17 protein-coding genes are annotated in these 18,161 nt (G+C 61.2%); 5 read left to right on the top strand and 12 right to left on the bottom strand.

Annotation, left to right across the window (positions count from 1 at the left end; genetic code table 11):
• Window positions 1–787 precede the first annotated feature (787 nt).
• From B5526_RS19230 to B5526_RS19240, 3 genes are all read left to right on the top strand, one after another.
• A complete protein-coding gene (locus tag B5526_RS19230; RefSeq protein ID WP_079540560.1) occupies window positions 788–1,516 on the top strand; it encodes an adenylate/guanylate cyclase domain-containing protein in 729 nt (242 codons plus the stop codon).
• 398 nt (window positions 1,517–1,914) lie between these two features.
• Window positions 1,915–3,171: a PQQ-dependent sugar dehydrogenase gene (locus B5526_RS19235; RefSeq protein ID WP_079540562.1), complete on the top strand. Its 1,257-nt coding sequence runs from the start codon at window positions 1,915–1,917 to the stop codon at window positions 3,169–3,171.
• A 189-nt stretch (window positions 3,172–3,360) separates the two neighbouring features.
• Window positions 3,361–3,942, top strand: coding sequence for a c-type cytochrome (locus B5526_RS19240; protein WP_079545110.1), 582 nt, complete (start codon window positions 3,361–3,363; stop codon window positions 3,940–3,942).
• Between the two features lie 156 nt (window positions 3,943–4,098).
• Here B5526_RS19240 and panE read toward each other — a convergent pair whose 3' ends face one another.
• From panE to B5526_RS19265, 5 genes are all read right to left on the bottom strand, one after another.
• Window positions 4,099–5,019: a 2-dehydropantoate 2-reductase gene (gene panE / locus B5526_RS19245; protein WP_079540564.1), complete on the bottom strand. Its 921-nt coding sequence runs from the start codon at window positions 5,017–5,019 to the stop codon at window positions 4,099–4,101.
• Window positions 5,020–5,203: 184 nt separating this feature from the next.
• The gene (locus tag B5526_RS19250) at window positions 5,204–5,941 is read right to left on the bottom strand and encodes an SDR family oxidoreductase (protein WP_079540566.1); all 738 of its coding nucleotides are present in this window, start codon (window positions 5,939–5,941) and stop codon (window positions 5,204–5,206) included.
• Between the two features lie 64 nt (window positions 5,942–6,005).
• The gene (locus B5526_RS19255; protein WP_079540569.1) at window positions 6,006–6,617 is read right to left on the bottom strand and encodes a 2-hydroxychromene-2-carboxylate isomerase; all 612 of its coding nucleotides are present in this window, start codon (window positions 6,615–6,617) and stop codon (window positions 6,006–6,008) included.
• Between the two features lie 103 nt (window positions 6,618–6,720).
• Entirely contained in the window at window positions 6,721–8,070 is a 1,350-nt protein-coding gene (locus tag B5526_RS19260; protein ID WP_244562004.1) for an MATE family efflux transporter, read from the bottom strand.
• A 90-nt stretch (window positions 8,071–8,160) separates the two neighbouring features.
• Entirely contained in the window at window positions 8,161–8,769 is a 609-nt protein-coding gene (locus B5526_RS19265) for a DUF2239 family protein (RefSeq protein WP_079540574.1), read from the bottom strand.
• 162 nt (window positions 8,770–8,931) lie between these two features.
• Between B5526_RS19265 and B5526_RS19270 the strand changes: the two genes are divergently transcribed.
• Window positions 8,932–9,597, top strand: a complete 666-nt coding sequence (locus B5526_RS19270; protein WP_079540576.1) for a glutathione S-transferase family protein — start codon at window positions 8,932–8,934, stop codon at window positions 9,595–9,597.
• Between the two features lie 135 nt (window positions 9,598–9,732).
• On the opposite strand, the gene B5526_RS19275 is transcribed toward B5526_RS19270, so the two are convergent.
• From B5526_RS19275 to B5526_RS19300, 6 genes are all read right to left on the bottom strand, one after another.
• Complete coding sequence (locus B5526_RS19275) at window positions 9,733–10,962, bottom strand: argininosuccinate synthase (RefSeq protein ID WP_079540578.1); 1,230 nt, start codon at window positions 10,960–10,962, stop codon at window positions 9,733–9,735.
• Window positions 10,963–11,036: 74 nt separating this feature from the next.
• Window positions 11,037–11,813: a phosphatase PAP2 family protein gene (locus B5526_RS19280; protein WP_079540581.1), complete on the bottom strand. Its 777-nt coding sequence runs from the start codon at window positions 11,811–11,813 to the stop codon at window positions 11,037–11,039.
• Window positions 11,814–11,884: 71 nt separating this feature from the next.
• A complete protein-coding gene (locus B5526_RS19285; protein WP_079540583.1) occupies window positions 11,885–12,400 on the bottom strand; it encodes a hypothetical protein in 516 nt (171 codons plus the stop codon).
• A 156-nt stretch (window positions 12,401–12,556) separates the two neighbouring features.
• Window positions 12,557–13,759, bottom strand: coding sequence for a 23S rRNA (adenine(2503)-C(2))-methyltransferase RlmN (gene rlmN, locus B5526_RS19290; protein ID WP_154071729.1), 1,203 nt, complete (start codon window positions 13,757–13,759; stop codon window positions 12,557–12,559).
• 167 nt (window positions 13,760–13,926) lie between these two features.
• Window positions 13,927–14,547 carry an invasion associated locus B family protein gene (locus B5526_RS19295; RefSeq protein WP_079540587.1) on the bottom strand — a complete coding sequence of 207 codons (621 nt, stop codon included), beginning with the start codon at window positions 14,545–14,547 and terminating at the stop codon, window positions 13,927–13,929.
• 142 nt (window positions 14,548–14,689) lie between these two features.
• Window positions 14,690–15,529, bottom strand: a complete 840-nt coding sequence (locus tag B5526_RS19300; protein WP_079540589.1) for an SDR family oxidoreductase — start codon at window positions 15,527–15,529, stop codon at window positions 14,690–14,692.
• Window positions 15,530–15,758: 229 nt separating this feature from the next.
• Between B5526_RS19300 and B5526_RS19305 the strand changes: the two genes are divergently transcribed.
• The gene (locus tag B5526_RS19305; RefSeq protein ID WP_079540591.1) at window positions 15,759–16,733 is read left to right on the top strand and encodes an NADPH:quinone oxidoreductase family protein; all 975 of its coding nucleotides are present in this window, start codon (window positions 15,759–15,761) and stop codon (window positions 16,731–16,733) included.
• A gap of 112 nt (window positions 16,734–16,845) precedes the next feature.
• Here the strand turns inward: B5526_RS19305 and B5526_RS19310 are convergent, their stop codons facing one another.
• Window positions 16,846–17,976: an IS481 family transposase gene (locus B5526_RS19310; RefSeq protein WP_079540593.1), complete on the bottom strand. Its 1,131-nt coding sequence runs from the start codon at window positions 17,974–17,976 to the stop codon at window positions 16,846–16,848.
• Window positions 17,977–18,161 lie beyond the last annotated feature (185 nt).

The raw sequence follows: 18,161 nt of genomic DNA on the forward strand, positions 1-18,161 counted from the left end.
CCCGGCGAGCGCGACAAGCTCGGCCGATGCGAGACTTGCTATGCTGTCCAACAGCTTCCCGCCAGATGGCGAATATAAATCAAGCGGAGTGAGGTTCATCACATGCGCTTCTCAAATTTGGGAAATTCGCAACTATCAATCGTACGAGGCTAAAGCCACCAGCAGCCAAATCACCAGTCCCATATTACTGCCGATATGTGTCTGCTTTTTGGTCCGTTGGTTCAGTCCATGATGGGGACCAAACTCATCCGACGCCAACCAACGGTGGGCGGCAGCTTTACAAACCGCGATGACGGCGGCCTAAACAAGATCGATGCTATCAAACCATCGGGTCTCACAGATGTTTGGCGTCCGTCTCCATCGCTCGGCCATCAGGTACCTCCCAGGCATACCGTGGGGTCACCTACGGCGGCCACTTCCGCACAAGATGCCCCGTGACGCGGTTCTTTCTTTCCGGCCAATCGAGGTCTTTCCCCGTGCGACCGGTCGGGAATTGAAGGACCACCGTGAAACGTACGTGAAAAGCCGAACTCCCGGGCCGGTCGCGCACTAGGCCACTCCCCGTGTTTCAGTAGTGCGATGACCTTGGCATCGTCATTTCATCGAGTTTGACCCCTGCAGCAGGGGTTTCGGCGTCCGCAGCACGCAATTGGCCGGCTTGGCGTCAAGTGCCGTGAACGCGGGGGTTAGCGTCGATTCACGGCGCCCTCACGGCGGGCTTCATATGGTTCGGACCAGTTTCAACGTTCGCATTTCCGATGATTATTGCCTCGAAAAGGAGTGAAACATGACCTCCACCGAGCCTTTTGCCAACGTCATTCCGTACCCTGAGGCGCCGCGCCACCGGCACATGGCGGTAATGTTCGTCGACCTCGACAATTTCATGCAGATCTGCATCGACGATCCCCCGGAAGCCGTGTTCGGTCTGCTCAGCGACTTTCAGCATATGGTGACCGACGCCGTGTCCAGTTTCAGAGGTGAACTCAATGCGTATCAGGGAGACGGCGTACTGGCCACGTTTGGGGACATGGCCGACCGGCCCGACTGCGCGATAAGAGCGCTGAGATGCGCGAGGAGGATTCTCGAACGAATTCGTGCGCTGAGTCTCGATGATACTAACAGCACCAGTTCTCCGATTTCAGTCTCCATCGGTTTGCAGTACGGCGAGGTCTGGACCAGCACCATCAACAGTTCAAAACGCTTTGGTCCAACGCTCATCGGTGATGCCGTCAATGTCGCGTCTCGACTTGAGCAGCGGGCAGGGACGCTTGGCACAAAGATCGTAGTGGGTGATGATCTGATCCAAAAAGCACTGCGCGAAGCTGCATCAAACGCTTGCGAGCTGGCACAGTTTGTCAACACCGGGCCCCTGTTCGTTCGCGGCCGACAGGCCCCGGTCGGCGTTTGGAAACTTCAAATTCAGTCAGGCGAGCTTCTGGTCGAAAATGCCTCGATCCCTAACGCTGAAACTGACGTGCGCCGATGGCACTTTGGCAAGCCCTCTGCACAACCATAGACCAGCGTCGATCTCATCGACGACCCGCCTCGGGCCACGCCTCTATACGTTTATACGTTGCAGAACGTCTTTGATTTTTTTGCTGTCAAATTAGGCACATCATAAAAGCTCCGATAGCGCCGCTCCGTCAATGCCGCATTGCAGCGAGCCGCCAAAATCGCCTCTTTGGAAAAAGTTCCAGGGAAATTGCTTCTCAGTCTAAATTTCTTTCCGGTCCAGCCGCTTTGGTCAGACCGAGCCGCGCGCAGTGCGCTTCTCACGGCGAGCGGATGTGCTAACATTTTCGCGTCTACTCCAATCTCACCTCTCTTAGCTACCTCAACAGACCAAAATCCCTCTCTCGAAACCTTCGAATCAATAACAAACGCAGCCGCATGGCTGTAAAGGGGAGTGTCGCGATGAAATCGGCTTTCAATCGATCTGTTTTTGCGCTTGCAGCAATCTTTGCTGTCGCGGGGGCCAGTACGGTCTACGCGCAGCAGAAGCTGCACTCGTACCAATCCGGAACCAAGGAGTTCTGGACGCATCCACCGGATGACTGGTTCCTCGGTGACGAGACCGAAGCCCAAAAGGGCCTCGCGCCGCCGTCGGGTCCGCCGACCGGTGCGTCAGAAGCGGAACTCGCCGCGCTAATAAAAAAGATAAAACTGCCGCCTGGCTTCCAAATCGAAGTCTACGCGCAGGGTGTGCTGGCTGCACGGCAGATGGCCTGGGGTGACAAGGGCACGCTCTTTGTCGGCTCGTTCGGCCTCGGCAACGTCTATGCCATCACCGACAATGGCGGCAAGAAGGAGGTCAAGACCATCCTCAAGGGCCTGAACATGCCCACCGGCCTCGCTTTCCGCAACGGCGCGCTTTACGTCATCGCCGTCGACAAGTTGATCAAATACGACAATGCCGAGGCCAATCTCGACAAGCTCGGCGAGGGCAAGGTGGTCTATGACGACATGCCGTCCTACGCGGCGCATGGCTGGAAATACCTCGCCGCCGATAAGGATGGTTCGTTCTACATACCCTTCGGACCTCCCTTCAACGTCGGCATTCCACCGACCAGCGTCTCGCAGATCCGCCGTGTCGATCCCCAGACCGGCAATGCCGAACTGGTGGCGCTCGGCGTCCGCAACAGCGTCGGCGGCGATGTCGATCCGCGCAGTGGAAAATACTGGTTCACCGAGAATGCGCGCGACTGGATCAGCGACGACCTGCCGAGCGACAAGCTCAACATGATCTCGAAGATGGGCGAGCATTTTGGTTATCCCTATTGCCATCAGGGTGATTTGCCGGATGCGAAATTTGCGATGGGTCACAAATGTTCGGAATTCACCCCGCCGGTGCTCAATCTCGGCGCCCATGTGGCTCCGCTCGGCATGAAGTTCTATACCGGCGATCAATTCCCGGCCGAGTACAAGAACAACATCCTGATCACCGAACACGGCTCGTGGAACCGGCATAAATATCAGGGCGGGCGGATCGTTCGCGTGATCGTCGGTCCCGACGGCAAGAATCCCAAGCAGGAAGTGTTCGCATCCGGTTGGATCGAAGGCGATCAGGGCTATCTCGGCCGGCCTGACGATATCATCCTCGCCAAGGATGGTTCGATCCTCGTCGCCGACGATTGGGCCGGCGCGATCTATCGCATCAGCTACAAGAAGTAACGCTAAAGAGACTTTGGAGGCTGCGGTTGCTCGGGAACGAGCGGCCGCAGCCTCTTTGTTTGACAATCGAGTGATGGAACGCACTCGTTATGCGGACTTGATCCGGGCATCCATCAAAATGAAAAAAATGTCTCGTAAGAGATGGATTGCCGGGTCGAGCCCGGCCGCGACGAGTGGAGAGGAGTGGCGATGAGAATTGGTTTCGTCTTGATGTTGTCAGGAGCAATGCTCTGCGGATCAATCGCCAAGGCCGCCGATACACCATCGGTAAAAGAAAAGGCCGAAGTCTGCGCCGGCTGTCATGGCGATATCGGCATTTCGCAAACCGAGAACATTCCTTCGCTCGCAGGCCAGCCCGATCAGTTCATTCAGTGGCAATTGGTGTTCTTCCGCAGCGGCGCGCGCAAGAGCGAGCAGATGCAGCCGATCGTCGAGCAAATCAGCAATGAGGATATCCGTAGTCTCGGCGCCTATTTTGCCTCGCTGACGCCGCCCAAGCCCGCAACGCCCGACGACAATCCCGATCTGTCGCAAAAGGGCGCGCAGGCGGCTATGGGGCGGCGCTGCGCGTCGTGCCATGGCGACACCTTTGCCGGCACCAAAGCGGTCGCGCGCCTCGCCGGCCAGCGCGAGGAATATCTCATCAAGGCGCTGCACGACTATAAATCGAGCGTGCGATCCGGCGGTGCCGGCGCGGCGATGGCGGAAGTCGCCTATCCCCTGAGCGACGAGGAAATCACCGCGCTCGCGCATTATCTCGCGCACTTATAAATTTCCGCCGTCCCTGCGAAAGCAGGGACCCATACGCCGCGGCCTCTCGTGTAGGCGGTGTGGGAGACGGCTTTTGTAACGATCAGCGCCGGTGGTTATGGGTCCCTGCTTTCGAAAGCAGGGACGACATAGAACGTGAGGCGCGCGAAGCGAATCCTATCCTCGCTGCTTCTCATACGCTTTGAGATGCGTGTAAGCGGTGCGCAGCCTTGGCACCGGTACTTTTGCCGCATCGCCGCGCGCGATCAGGTCGCCGATTACGTGGTCGGCTTCGACCGGGGCGCCCGCCTTGATATCGCGGAACATCGATGCGGTCATCGGCGATCCCTCCGCGGTGAGCATTCCAGTGGTTCGTTCCAGGAACGGCGCGCGGGGCGCGTAGCCCTCGGCGGTCGCAATGGCCTTGGTTTCATCGAGCATGCCCAGGATAAAGTCCTTGCCGCCGGGCGCTGCCAGGATATTGCCGACCGAGGTTCGCATCAGGCTGGTCGAGGCGGCCAGCGTCGACAAAAACACCCATTTCTCCCACATCTCCTGAAGGATGTTTTCGCTGGCGACCGAACCGAACTTGCCGCTTGCGAAAACGTTTGCGATGGCGCGGACGCGATCGGACATCTTGCCGTCGCGTTCGCCGAAATTGAGCGACTGCATCGGCGCCAGCTGGACCACTTCGCGCTGGTCGTTGAGAGTGACCGCGATCGCGCAGAGCCCGCCGAGCACGCGCTCGCGGCCGAATTTCCGGTCCAGCACGTCGAGATGCAGCATGCCGTTGAGCAGCGGGATGATCGCCGTCTGCGGCCCGACCGCCGGCGCAAACGATTTTATGGCGTCGTCGAGATCGAACGCCTTGCAGCTCAGCAGCAAGACGTCGAATTTTTCGTTCAATTTGTCCGCCTGCACCGTCGGCGGATTTTTCAGCGTCACGTCGCCGTTCGGGCTCTTGATCACAAGGCCGGCCTCAGTCAGTTCAGCCGCGCGCCGCGGCCGGACCAGAAAGGTCACGTCCTGGCCGGCCTGCAGCATCCGGCCGCCAAAATATCCACCGATGGCGCCGGCGCCGACCACGAGAATGCGCATTGTTTGAGTCTCCTTTTTATTAGTCGTTTTTATTTCACCGTCATGCCCGGGCATAGCCGTTCGAAGGACGGCGTCGCTTCCGCTCGCCTATGTCCGGGCATCCACGTCTTTCTCCTTTCAACGCGCACACCGAAGGAAGGCGTGGATGGCCGGGTCAAGCCCGGCCATGACGAGAGAATGAGTGTCACCACTTCTCCCCGAACGGGCGGATTTCCAATTCAAATGTCCAGGCGCTCTTCGGTTGCTGGTAAAGCTGCCAGTACGAGGCCGCGACCGAGGCCGGCGGCATCAGCAAATCGGGGTTGTCGAGCGCCTCCTTGCCCCAGAGCTTTTCGCGGCGCTCGCGCACCCAGGCGGTATCGACACCGGCGTCGATGATCAGATGCGCGACATGGATGTTCTTCGGCCCCAACTCGCGCGCCATCGCCTGCGCCACCGCGCGCAGGCCGAATTTGGCGCTGGCGAAGGCGGCATAACCTGAGCCGCCGCGCAAGCTCGCGGTGGCGCCGGTGAAGAAGATGTTGCCCTGGCCGCGCGGCAGCATCAGTCGCGCCGCTTCGCGGCCCGAGACGAACCCGGCCCAGCAGGCCATTTCCCAGACCTTTCGGAACACGCGGTCGGTGGTTTCCAGGATCGGGAAATTGACATTGGCGCCGACGTTGAAGATGCAGATGTCGAGCGGGGCGTGCCTGTCGGCGTCATGGAGGAAGGCGGTGACCTCGTCCTCCTTGCGGGCGTCGAGCGAGCGCGCGAAAATCGTTCCACCTGATGCCTCGACCTCTTTCACCAGCGGTTCGAGCTTTTCGCCGTTGCGTCGGCCTGCAAACACTGTGAATCCTTCAGCAGCGAATTTCTTCGCGATCTCGGCGCCGATATAGTCGCCGGCGCCGATCACCGCGCAGGTCGCGTCGCGTTTTTGCATGTTGGGACTCCACAAATCTCGCGGGCCTGCGTGGTTCTCTCCCCGTTGGCTCGCAATGACGGAACTAGCATTTTCCCAAGACCATCTCCTCGACCTCGCGCAATTGCTCCTTGCCGAAAAATATCTCGTTTCCGACAAAAAAGGTCGGCGAGCCGAACGCGCCGCGCTCGACGGCTGCCTGGGTGTTCGCAATCAGTTTGGCCTTGACGTCGGCCTCCTGCGCGCGCGCCAAAAGTCTTGCGCCGTCGAGGCCGGATGCGGTTAGCGCTTTCGCCGCCACTTCGGGGTCATCCATCTTCTTCGGCTCGACCCACATGTGATGAAACGCGGCGTCGACATACGTCTCGAACACGCCCTCGAACTGGGCGGCGACCGCGGCGCGCATCAGATTGAGGGTGTTGACTGGAAAGAAGGGATTCATTGTGTACGGCTTGACACCGAAGCGCCTGACAAAACGCTCGGTCTCCAACGCATTGAATTCGGGCTTGTTCTTGACGCCGGCCAGCGTTTCGGCCGGCGATCTGTTGTTGGTGGCCTTGAAGATGCCGCCGAGCAGGATCGGCACATATTCGAATTTCACGCCGATGCGTTGTTCGATCGCCGGGATCGCCTCATGGCTGAGGAACGCGTTGGGGCTGCCGAAATCGAACAGGAACTGCGGCGATGTCTTGGTCAAGGCGGCCTCCCAGCTTCTTGTTGCTGAATCATTGTGGCGTAGCCCGCGCGGCGCGTCCACTGCATTATGATGAGCATAATACTGTGGCGCTGCGGGATGGCGGTCAAATCAGCCGCTTGACCGCGCGCTTGCGCCAGACCAGCAGGTAATAGCTCATCTGCAAAAGGAACATGGCGAAAAACGTAATCGGATAAGCAGCCCAGACGCCCTCGATGCCGATGGCGCGGCTGAGGATCACCGCGGAGGGCACCTCGATCGCGGCAATCACAAAGATCGAGATCGACAAAGGCGCCCATACCGTTCCGCTGGCGCGCATCGCGCCGGAGAACACGGTTGCCATTCCGAACAGCACCGAACTCCACAACACGATGTGGAGCAATCCTTGCGCGAGCTCGAGCACCGCGACATCGGTAATGAACCAACTCATGATGGCGCGGGAGAACAGATAGGCGAGAGCCACCAATCCACCGGTCAGAACGAGGTTCATCAATAGCCCGGTGCGGACAATCGCGCCCAGCCGGTCGGCATTGCCGCGACCGATGGCTTGCGCGCCGAAGATCGAGACTGAGATCGCAATCGACAACGCTGGAAACTGTGCGTAGCTCATGACCTGGTTGACCGCGCCATAGGCCGCTGTCGCGTCGGAGCCGAAGCCGTTGACGAGGCCGAGCAGGACCAGCTCGGCCAGCGACATCACGACCATTCCGAGCGCGGCCGGAATCCCGAGGTTCAGGATTTTGCGCAGCAGCGCCCCGTTCGGCCGCATGGCGCGCAGGAATGCCGTGTCGAACGCGAGCGGATGACGGCGGCGGCGAAGATGTCCGGCCAGCCACAGCAGGGTGAACAAGCCCGATGCCGCCGACGCCCAGGCGGCGCTGGCGACGCCGAGCCGGGGTAAGCCGAACCAGCCGCGGATCAGCATCGGCGTCAACACGAGGCCGATGACGGTCGACATCGTCAGTGCGAGCAGCGGTGTCACGGTGTCGCCGACGCCACGCATCATCGCCGTCAGCAGGATAAAAACAAACGTCAACGGCATGGTGATCATCATGATGCGCGCATAGGCGCTCGCCTCTCCGAGAATTTCGGGCGGTGTGGCCAGCCCAATCAAGAGCTGGCGGCTAAACAACCCGCCGAAGACGGCGATCATTGCTGCGAGCAGAAGCGCGATTGTCAGGGTGGTGCCGGCGACGGCCTTCACCTTGTCGGGTTCGCCCGCGCCCCAGGCCTGACCGATCAGCACGGTGGCGCCTGAACTCAAGCCCATGACGAAGGCGATAAAAAAGAACATCGCCGGGAAAAACACCGAGACGGCGGCGAGCGCATCGACCCCGATCATCTGGCCGAGGTAGATATTGTTGATGGTGCCGAACAATGACTGCAAAATGTTGCTCAGCATCATCGGGGCAAGGAAGACAAGAAATGTCCTCCAGAGGGGCGGGGCTGCGGACACGGATCTTCCTTGCTTTTTGGCGCGGCGGATCGATGCCGCGCAATGTTGCGGTGTCGGAATTGAGGGTTTTTAGTGAACCGTTGGCGTCGATCACGCCGCCGGCGGTTCCGCGCGATCGCTGAAGGCGAGTTTGACGACGTGGTCCCTTATATCGCGGGGCCAGGACGCAATGAGTTCGACGAAACGCCGGCGGTCGTCCGCGAACAAGGCCCGCGAGGCTTCCTCGAAATGGGGGAGATCGCCGGCCATCGCCGACATGAAATGATAGGCCGCCTCGCGCGCCGCGCGGCTGCGGTCGCGATCGCCGCTTGCGCGCCGCGCCTCTTCAACGAGTTTTCGCAGTGCCACCGACGCGCCGCCGGGCTGCGCCCCCAGCCATTCCCAATGCCGCGGCAACAGCGTCACTTCGCGCGCGACGACGCCGAGTTTGGGCCGGCCGCGCCCGCGCGGTGCCGGCTCATCGGCGGGAGTTTCCGAATAGGAAGCGGGCTGCGGCAGGCGCGCGACGATGTCGCGTTCGGTGCCGCGGAGGTCGAGATCGATCGGCCGGCCGTTCGCGTCGTCAAAGATCAGGATGGGCTCGGCCGCGGAACCCCTGGATGCTTTCATGACGGCGAGCGCGACCTCGGCCAATGGGCCCGAGGCCAGCCGCTGATCGCCCCTAAAGGCGGTGAAGTATTTTGGAAGCGCCTGGATCATCGAAAAACTCTCTGCTCCCCGAAGTGCCTATTTATACCCGGATAAATTAATTCAGTCAATAACATCCGGGTGATATTTGACCCCCAAGGCCGTCTCGACTTTCCAGCGCCCGGCTGGCACGACCGCCAAACAGATGCGCCACTGCGTCCAGGGGGAATCGCCATGCTCACCGTCCATCACCTCAACAATTCCCGCTCCCAGCGCGTATTGTGGCTGTTGGAAGAGTTGGGCGTGCCTTACGAGATCGTGCGCTACCAGCGTCAGCCCGACATGCGTGCACCAGCCGAATTGCGCGCCGTCCATCCGCTCGGAAAATCCCCCGTCATCACCGACGACGGCAACACGACAGCGGAATCCGGCGCGATCGCCGAATACCTCATCGAAACCTATGGCAACGGCCGCCTGATTCCGCCGCCCAAAACGCCGGAGCGGCTGCGCTACACCTATTGGCTGCACTATGCGGAAGGGTCGGCGATGCCGCCGCTTCTGCTAAAACTGCTGTTCACGCTGATGCCGAGGCGGGCGCCGGCGCTGCTGCGTCCATTGGTACGCAAGGTCTCCAATCAGGCGCTGACCACCCTGGTCAATCCGCAACTCAAACAGCACATGGCGTTCTGGGAGAGCGAGCTCGAAAAAAACCAATGGTTCGCCGGCAGCGAATTCACTGCCGCCGACATCCAGATGAGCTTTCCGCTGGAAGCCGCCGCCGCGCGCGGCGGGCTCGAGCAGGGTCACCCGAAGGCGATGGCGTTTCTCGACCGCATCCACGCCCGCCCGGCCTACCAGCGCGCGCTGGAGCGGGGCGGCCCGTATGAGGTCGGACGGTGAAGTTAGTTGTCGTCCCCGCGAACGCGGGGACCCATAACCACAAATATTGATCTTGAAATGAGCTGGAGCACCAGCCCGGCGTAACCACGACCATCGGTGGTTATGGGTCCCAGCTTTCGCAGGGACGACAAAACCCTACAGCCCCAGCTTCTTCTTGCGCTGGCCGAGCGTGCGCAGCCGCAGTGCGTTGAGCTTTATGAATCCCGCGGCATCGCGGTGGTCGTAGGCGACAGCGCCTTCCTCGAAGGTGACGAGGTCCTGATCATACAGCGAATATTTGCTCTCGCGGCCGACAACGATGACGTTGCCCTTGTAGAGTTTTAGCCGCACCCGGCCAGTGACATATTGCTGGCTGTGATCGATCGCCGCCTGCAGCATCTCGCGCTCCGGCGCGAACCAGAAGCCGTTATAGACGAGCTCGGCATATTTCGGCATCAGCTCGTCCTTGAGATGCGCCGCGCCGCGATCCAGCGTGATCGATTCGATGCCACGATGGGCGGCCAACAAAATAGTGCCGCCCGGCGTCTCGTACATGCCACGCGACTTCATGCCGACAAATCGGTTTTCGACCAGATCAAGCCGCCCGATGCCGTTGGCGCGGCCGAGTTCGTTGAGTTTTGCCAACAAGGTTGCCGGCGACAGCTTCTTGCCGTCGATCGCGGTCGCGTCGCCCTTTTCGAAATCGATGGTGATATAGGTCGGCTTGTCCGGCGCCTTCTCCGGATCGATGGTGCGCGAATAGACGTAATCGGGCACTTCCTGCGCGGGGTCTTCCAGCACCTTGCCCTCGCTGGAGGCGTGCAACAGATTGGCATCGACCGAGAACGGCGCCTCGCCGCGCTTGTCTTTTGCAATTGGAATCTGGTGGGCTTCGGCGAAGGCAATCAGTTTCTCGCGCGAGCGCAAATCCCATTCGCGCCACGGCGCGATGATGGTGATGTCGGGCTTTAACGCATAATAGCCGAGCTCGAAGCGGACCTGATCGTTGCCCTTGCCGGTGGCACCATGCGACACCGCATCGGCGCCGACTTTTTCGGCGATCTCGATCTGCTTCTTGGCGATCAACGGCCGCGCGATCGAGGTGCCGAGCAGGTACTGGCCCTCATAGACCGCGTTGGCGCGGAACATCGGAAACACGTAGTCGCGTACGAATTCCTCGCGCAAATCCTCAATGAAAATGTTCTCGGGCTTGATGCCGAGCAGCAGCGCCTTCTGGCGCGCGGGTTCGAGTTCCTCGCCCTGGCCGAGATCGGCGGTGAAGGTCACGACCTCGCAAGCATAGGTGGTCTGCAGCCATTTTAGGATGACCGAGGTGTCGAGCCCGCCCGAATAGGCGAGCACCACCTTCTTCACGTCCTTGCTCATGAAAACCCTGCTGAATTGGGATGAAATTCAAAATTTCGCGGGACTATAGGCGGAAAGGTCCGTTGCGCAAGCGCTCACTCGGCCGGATTGGCCTCTACAGCGCGTTTGCGCCGTCGCCGAAGGAAGCGAAATAGAGGCCAGGCCCGCCGCGTCAGCGCAGCGTCGATGCGCTCGTCGGACAGGCGGGTCCAGGGCCAGCGGTAGATGTACGCATAGGCCAGCCAGATCACCACGAATGTCACCAGTCCGGCAGCGGCGACGTCGGTGAAAAAATGCCCGCCGAATGCCATCCGCAGGCCGCTCGTCACCACGCCGAACATGGTCGCCGCGGCATAGGCCAAGGGCCGCCAGGCCGGTGGCGTCAGGGCCGCGGGGGCAAAGGTCCAGAACGCGGTGGCGCCTTCGCCGGAGAAGAACGAACAGTTGCGATCGCAGCTGCCGCGCGGATCCCACCACGCCACGAACTGTTCCGGTCCGTTGAATTCCGTCACCACCACAGGGCGCGGCCGGCCCCAATAGCTCTTGAAGGTGAAATTAGTAAGGACGCCGGCCGAAAGAAAAAGCGTCACCACCAAGAAGATGATGGCGCGCCCGGATATCATCAGCGGCCGGTCCGGCCGAACGAACTTTGCCACCAGCGCAACGATCGCCGGCACCACAAAACCCCACGCGATCCACATCGCGCCGTCGCGCGCGAACGCGGCCAGCGTGTTTTGTTTGAGCGGAAAGGATTTGGTCGCGGGATCATAAAACAACGCGGCCAATTTCAGATCGAGCTCGGGATAAATCCCGAACACTAGTCCGACGACAAACGCAATTCCAAGCGCGATGAAAAGTCCGGTCCGGTTCATGGCGCGGGGTTTAGCCGAGGCGGTCGGGGATGAAAACCCCTGTAATCACCTCGCAATGACGGCAAATGCAGTCATGACGGCGGTGATTGTGGCGGCGCTGACGACGCAGTCGAATGCGACGGCAATGGTGGCGGCGGCCGCAGCCGGCGCGGTGGTTCGCGCCAGGCGCCGGCGGTACGGCCCGCGATCATCCAGTAGACGACGCCGGCCGCGATGCCTGCGCCGGTCATGATTTCGAGATGACGCCGCACGATGCCGTCGAAGCGCAGCGTTTCGGTGTCGAATGGAACGAGGCCGAGATAGCAGGCAAGCCCCACCAGGCCGCCGCCGACCGCGTAGGCCAGCGCGCTCCTGACGTAAAACGCCTCCGTGATCGCAGCCACGATCATCGCCGGCAGCAGCGCGAAGCCGCTGATGAAGATAAAACCGAAGCCGAGCACGATGTTGAACGCGCCGGGATCGACCGGCCCAGTGCCGAGATCGCTGAATTCCGGAAACAGCACCGCGACGACCACAATCAATCCCGCCACCAGGCAGGCGGCGAGAAACGCGAACAGGATGACGAAGAGGCGGCCGATCAGTGCCATTAAACCTTTCTCACTTGTAGGGTCCCAAGAGCTGAGCTCTCACCCTCATCCTGAGGAGCGGCCCCTTGGCCGCGTCTCGAAGGATGAATGGCACCGTCTGGGGCCTCATGGTTCGAGACGGCGCAAGCGCCTCCTCACCATGAGGAGCGTAAAGCATCAATCCGTCATCGCCATGGCGCGCAGCGCCTGGCGCTCGCGGGCGGACAATTTCTCGGTCTCGGATTTGAGCTGGCCGCAGGCGGCGAGGATGTCGCGGCCGCGCGGCGTGCGTACTGGCGAAGAGTAGCCGGCGTTGAAGATGTATTCGGAAAATTTTTCGATCTGGTCCCAGTCCGAACATTGGTAGCGCGTGCCCGGCCACGGATTGAACGGAATGAGATTGATCTTGGCCGGAATGCCCTTCAGCAACTTCACGAGAAGCTTTGCGTCTTCCATCGAATCGTTGACGCCTTTCAGCATCACATATTCGAAGGTAATGCGGCGCGCGTTGGAGGAACCCGGATAATCGCGGCAGGCCTGCAGCAGTTCGGCAATCGGGTATTTGCGGTTCAGCGGCACCAATTCGTTGCGCAGTTCGTCGCGTACCGCATGCAGCGAGATCGCCAGCATGACGCCGATTTCTTCGCCGGTACGGATGATGTTCGGCACCACGCCCGAGGTCGACAGCGTGATGCGGCGGCGGGAAATGCCGATGCCTTCGTTATCCGAGACAATCAGCAGCGCATCGCGCACCGCGTCGAAATTATACAGTGGTTCGCCCATGCCCATCATCACCACATTGGTGACGAGGCGGCTGCCGGTCGGCGTCTCGCGGTCGGCCCAATCGTTGAGACGATCGCGCGCCACCATGATCTGGCCGACGATTTCGCCCGCGGTTAAGTTGCGCACCAGCCGCTGCGTGCCGGTGTGGCAGAACGAACAATTCAGCGTGCAGCCGACCTGCGAGGAAACGCACAGCGTGCCGCGGTCGGTCTCCGGGATATAGACACACTCGACTTCATGCGCCTTCTCGACGCTGTCCCCGCTCGGTAAGCGCAACAGCCATTTGCGGGTGCCGTCGTTGGAGATTTGTTCGGCGACCACCTCGGGGCGGGCAACGGTAAAATGGGCTTCGAGCTGGCTGCGCATTTCCTTCGAAATGCTGGTCATCTCGCCGAAATCTTCGGCGCCACGGACATAGATCCAATGCCAGAGCTGCTGCACCCGCATCTTGCGCTGCGCCGGCGCCACGCCGATCTCGCCGAGACGCTCGGCGATTTCCGCGCGCGACAGTCCGACCAGCGACGGCTTTGCCGGCGGCACATAGGTCTCGAGCGCGACCTTTTCCAAAGGCGCCGGCGCGCCGGGCGTTTCGATCATCGTCTGCATGACTTGGTATCTCTGAATTTCGTCATGCCCGGGCTTGTCCCGGGCATCCACGTCCTTTGTTGCCGTTCGTTAAGACGTGGATGGCCGGGACGAGCCCGGCCAGGACGGCCAATAATAAGTGCCCTTATATAGCAATTGGCAGTGCAATTGCGACCGCGTCAGCGCTTGCAATCCTGTGCCAGCCGGTCGAGCGCCTGGGCAAGTCCCTTCAGCGAGAAGGTGTCGGTGGTCTCGGTGCCCTTCGCCGACACGCCCTTGACGGTCACATCCGCCGATTTGCGCATGGCGTCGACCATCCGCTCTTCCTCGGCGGCGTTCTTGATCCAGAGGCCGTCGCCCTGGGTATACATCGCGTAGGACGCGCCACCGACCTCGAGCGTCGATTCGGAGCCCGGCTTCAGCGTGTATCCGATCATGACCGAAACTTCGTTGGTGACCTTTTCCGCCGGGCGCGTGGAGACGAAGGCGTAAGCCGGATCACGCGGACGGTTTGGCGGATTGGTTTTCGACGACGAAGGTTTTGCCAGCGCAAAACACACCTTCTTGCCGTTCGGCGCTGCGGAATAGGCGCCCCAGGTGCCGAACTGCCCGATTAGCGTCGGCTCGGGGCTGCCGGCGACAGCCGCCGTGGCGGTGGGCTTGGTTTCCGGTTTCGCGGGCACGGGCTTGGCCGCGCCCTTCGCTGCTTTCGACGACGCACTCTGCGCCTGCGCAAGGCCGATTGCCCCGCACACCAGCAGACCAGCTACCAGGGCTGTCAGTATTCGCCGCACGGACATGACCGGATTTGGTTCCCTCATTATTGTGACTGGAAGATGGCCCGAATCTCGTCGTCACCCGTGCGATGGATAGCCGGGAAATGCCTTTTTGGGAAGGCAGTTAGGGACGCCGTCGTGCCCGCGTGCGGGGCGGCCTTTGCGCCTAACTTTTCGACCGCGCGGCTCGCTGCTTTTCCCACTGCGCGTCGCTCCATTGCAGCAGATCCTCGGCGCCGGAAGAGCGCAAATGCGCGCCGCCATCCTGCACCACCATCTCGCCGTTGATGTAGCCGGCGCCATCCGAAATCAGGAAGCTCGCGAGATCGGCGAGTTCGCGATGTTCGCCGGCGCGGCCGAGCGGATTCCTCCTTGCCCAGCCTTCGTCGCGGCCCTCCGGGCGAAGCTGGCCCGCTGCGCCGGCGGTCGGAAACGGGCCGGGCGCGATCGCCACGGTGCGGACGCCCTTGGGTCCCCACTCCACCGCCAGGCTTCTGATCATCGCAAGCACGGCCGACTTCGCCATCGCGGAAGGCACCGTGAAGGCGCGGCCGGTGATGGTCGAGGTCGAGAGGATCGAGAGCACGACGCCTGTGTGTCGTGCTTCGATCCAGCGTCTGCCGGCCGCAAGCGTGCAATACATCGTGCCATGCAGCGTCGGCGCCAGGATCGCATCCGCGGCGCGAAATGATAAGTGCTCGGTCTGGGCGATGAAGGTTGCAGCGGCGTTGTTGACGAGAACGTCGAGCGGCGCTTCGTGCCAGATCGCCTCCATCATGCCATCGACCTCAGCACCATCACGAATGTCGCATTTGATCGCGGTGACCTTGCCGCCGAGATCGCTGCGCATCTGCGCGGCGGTCGCCTCCAGCAATTCCAGCCGCCGCCCGCAGATGATCAACCCGGCGCCAAGCTCGATAAAGCGGCGCCCCATCGCCGCCCCAAGCCCGGAGCCGCCGCCGGTGACCAATATCCGCTTTCCCGCCAGCAGGTCTTTTTCAAACATTGTTCCATTCCTCTCGTTTCTGCCGTCATTGCGAGCCACCGGGTCGTGCGAATGCGCGCCCGATGACAGGTTCCGCGAAGCAATCCCTAGCGCGGCAAACTGAGAGATGGATTGCTTCGTCGCTGCGCTCCTCGCAATGACGGGAACTATGAATCGGATTGTCGCCCGGCTTCAAATCCGGCATGAAGTGTCGAAGCCTCAACTGTCGTCCTAAACTTTGGGTGTGTCCATGAAAGCCATTCTCTGCTCGCAATATTGCGGCCCCGACGACCTCGTGCTCACCGAAGTGCCCGATCCCGTGGCCGGCTCCAATGAGGCGGTGATCGCGATCAAATCCGCGGCGCTGAATTTCTTCGACCTTCTGATGATCCAGGGCAAATACCAGATCAAGCCGCCGTTCCCGTTCTCGCCGGCCGCCGAGGTCGCGGGCGTGATCGAAAGCGTCGGAGCCGGCGTCACCGATCTGAAAGTCGGCGACCGCGTGGTCGCATCCTGCGGCCATAACGGCGCGCGCGAAAAGATCGCGCTGCCGGCGAATTCGATCGTGAAAATTCCCGACGATCTGGATTTCGACCGCGCCGCCGGGATCATCATCATTTACGGCACCGCGCTGCACGCGTTGGAAGATCGCGCCAGCCCGAAACGCGGCGAGACGATGGCGGTGCTCGGCGCCGCCGGTGGCACGGGACTAGCGGCCTGCGAACTCGGCAAGCTGATGGGTCTGAAGGTGATCGCCTGCGCTTCATCGGACGAAAAGCTTGAGTTCGCCAAGCAACACGGCGCTGAACTGGGGCTGAATTACGCCAAGGAGGATCTGAAGGAAGGTCTGCGCAAGCTTACCGGCGGCAAGGGCGCCGACATTATTTTCGATCCGGTCGGCGGCAGCTATGCCGAGGCCGCGCTCCGTTCGATCGCGTGGGAAGGCCGCTTTCTGGTGATCGGATTCGCCGCCGGCGACATTCCGAAAATGCCGCTCAATCTGGCGCTGCTGAAGGGCTGCGACATCAGAGGCGTGTTCTGGGGCGCGTGGGCGCGGCTCAATCCGGAAAAGAACCGCGCCAATCTGGAAAAACTCGTGAAGTGGACGGCGGAGGGCAAGATCTCCTCCCATGTCGACCGCACGTTCCCGCTGGCGCAAACCGCCGACGCCCTAAAAGTGCTCGCCGGCCGCAAGGCAATGGGCAAGGTGATCCTGCATCCGTAGGGGCGGCGTTAAAGCAGACGCAAGTACCGCCTCACTCTCATTGTCATCGCCCGGCTTGATGTACGGCCCGGGGACATGGGTAACACCGTTCGGAGACATGGGTAACACAGGTTCATTGAACATCATTTCGCAGATCGATGCATGCGATTTGGTGAGCTCCGAAGAAGACACCGAACTTGCCTTCCGTGGCGAGGGGCCTGATGGCCAGAAGCTCGCCACGGAAGGCTTCCGGAGCGCGCCAGCGCCGTTTACCGAAGCGGAAGTTGGCCTTTTGCGCGCTGGCCCTGCGCACGATCGCCCCTTCCTCATATTCTGGCTCGCGCAGCTTGCCTGGCAATGAACGGGAACTTGGCCGATACCGGTTTGATGGCACGTCATAGTTCAAGGATTGGTGCGGACGCTCGGTATTATAGACGTGCCGCCAACGGTCGAATGCCTTCTGCAGCTCGCGCGCGGTTCTGAATGTCGTCATGGACAGTACTTCGGCCTTCAGTGTGCGATGGAAGCGCTCGTTCTTACCTTTGGTCTGTGGATGATGCGGGCGCGCGTAGATAACGTCGACGCCGAGCTTGAGCAACCAGACACGGAGTTTGGTCCATCGGACCTCAGAGCAAGTGCCCCAAGGCACGCCGTTGTCGACCAGGAACGCGTTCGGCAGGCCATAGCGGCGGAACGTCTGTTCGAGGTGCTGCTGGACCGTCTCACTCTGCTCATTGGTGCAGGCCTGTAGGCACAGGGCATAGCGAGAGTGGTCGTCGACCATGGTGAGCGGGTGACACATCTGTCGATCGCCCAGAGCGAAGCGTCCCTTGAAGTCCATCTGCCAGACGTCGTTGGGAGCCGGATGCTCGAAGCGGGTGTATTGCGGTGGCTGCGCAGGTGGCGGGATGCGGTCATGCCGGCTCAAAATGGCGTGGACCGTCGATGCCACCGGTACGCTCTCGAGTTCGTCCTCCAGACGGCGGCGGATCTTGCGCGCGCCCCACGCCGGATGCGCATCCCGGATCTCCAAAACTGCCGCTTCGATCCCCTGGGGGCTTCGCTTTGGAGACACGTACGGACGCCGGGAGCGATCCCGCGCCCATTCCTTCTCGTCGGCAATCGCCCTAGCCAACCATTTGTAGCCAGTCTTCGGACTGATCCCGAACCGACGGCACAGCTCCCGCCGGTTTACGTCCGGCTGCCGGAACAGCCGAACGAACTCTTTCCTCTGATCCATGAATGACACCTCGCGCCACGGCATGTCGGCCTCCTGAGCCTGTCCATGCCGCCGATGTGTTACCCATGTCTCCGAACGGTGTTACCCCTGTCCCCGGGCCGTATACTTGACCGGGCGACCCAGTATTCCAGAGAAGTCGGCGATTAAACCGAGAGGCCGCGGCGTACTGGATCCCCGCTTTCCGCGGGGATGACATCCCCGCATAGGCG

Origin of the sequence: Bradyrhizobium lablabi, assembly GCF_900141755.1 — a bacterium.
Taxonomy (GTDB): domain Bacteria; phylum Pseudomonadota; class Alphaproteobacteria; order Rhizobiales; family Xanthobacteraceae; genus Bradyrhizobium; species Bradyrhizobium lablabi_A.

Excerpts from the sequence above, each read along its gene's own strand:
- B5526_RS19230 (WP_079540560.1), top strand. The coding sequence starts at position 788 with ATGACCTCCACCGAGCCTTTTGCCAACGTCATTCCGTACCCTGAGGCG.
- B5526_RS19235 (WP_079540562.1), top strand. The coding sequence starts at position 1,915 with ATGAAATCGGCTTTCAATCGATCTGTTTTTGCGCTTGCAGCAATCTTT.
- B5526_RS19240 (WP_079545110.1), top strand. The coding sequence starts at position 3,361 with ATGAGAATTGGTTTCGTCTTGATGTTGTCAGGAGCAATGCTCTGCGGA.
- panE (WP_079540564.1), bottom strand. The coding sequence starts at position 5,019 with ATGCGCATTCTCGTGGTCGGCGCCGGCGCCATCGGTGGATATTTTGGC.
- B5526_RS19250 (WP_079540566.1), bottom strand. The coding sequence starts at position 5,941 with ATGCAAAAACGCGACGCGACCTGCGCGGTGATCGGCGCCGGCGACTAT.
- B5526_RS19265 (WP_079540574.1), bottom strand. The coding sequence starts at position 8,769 with ATGATCCAGGCGCTTCCAAAATACTTCACCGCCTTTAGGGGCGATCAG.
- B5526_RS19270 (WP_079540576.1), top strand. The coding sequence starts at position 8,932 with ATGCTCACCGTCCATCACCTCAACAATTCCCGCTCCCAGCGCGTATTG.
- B5526_RS19275 (WP_079540578.1), bottom strand. The coding sequence starts at position 10,962 with ATGAGCAAGGACGTGAAGAAGGTGGTGCTCGCCTATTCGGGCGGGCTC.
- B5526_RS19280 (WP_079540581.1), bottom strand. The coding sequence starts at position 11,813 with ATGAACCGGACCGGACTTTTCATCGCGCTTGGAATTGCGTTTGTCGTC.
- B5526_RS19285 (WP_079540583.1), bottom strand. The coding sequence starts at position 12,400 with ATGGCACTGATCGGCCGCCTCTTCGTCATCCTGTTCGCGTTTCTCGCC.
- rlmN (WP_154071729.1), bottom strand. The coding sequence starts at position 13,759 with ATGATCGAAACGCCCGGCGCGCCGGCGCCTTTGGAAAAGGTCGCGCTC.
- B5526_RS19295 (WP_079540587.1), bottom strand. The coding sequence starts at position 14,547 with ATGTCCGTGCGGCGAATACTGACAGCCCTGGTAGCTGGTCTGCTGGTG.
- B5526_RS19300 (WP_079540589.1), bottom strand. The coding sequence starts at position 15,529 with ATGTTTGAAAAAGACCTGCTGGCGGGAAAGCGGATATTGGTCACCGGC.
- B5526_RS19305 (WP_079540591.1), top strand. The coding sequence starts at position 15,759 with ATGAAAGCCATTCTCTGCTCGCAATATTGCGGCCCCGACGACCTCGTG.
- B5526_RS19310 (WP_079540593.1), bottom strand. The coding sequence starts at position 17,976 with ATGCCGTGGCGCGAGGTGTCATTCATGGATCAGAGGAAAGAGTTCGTT.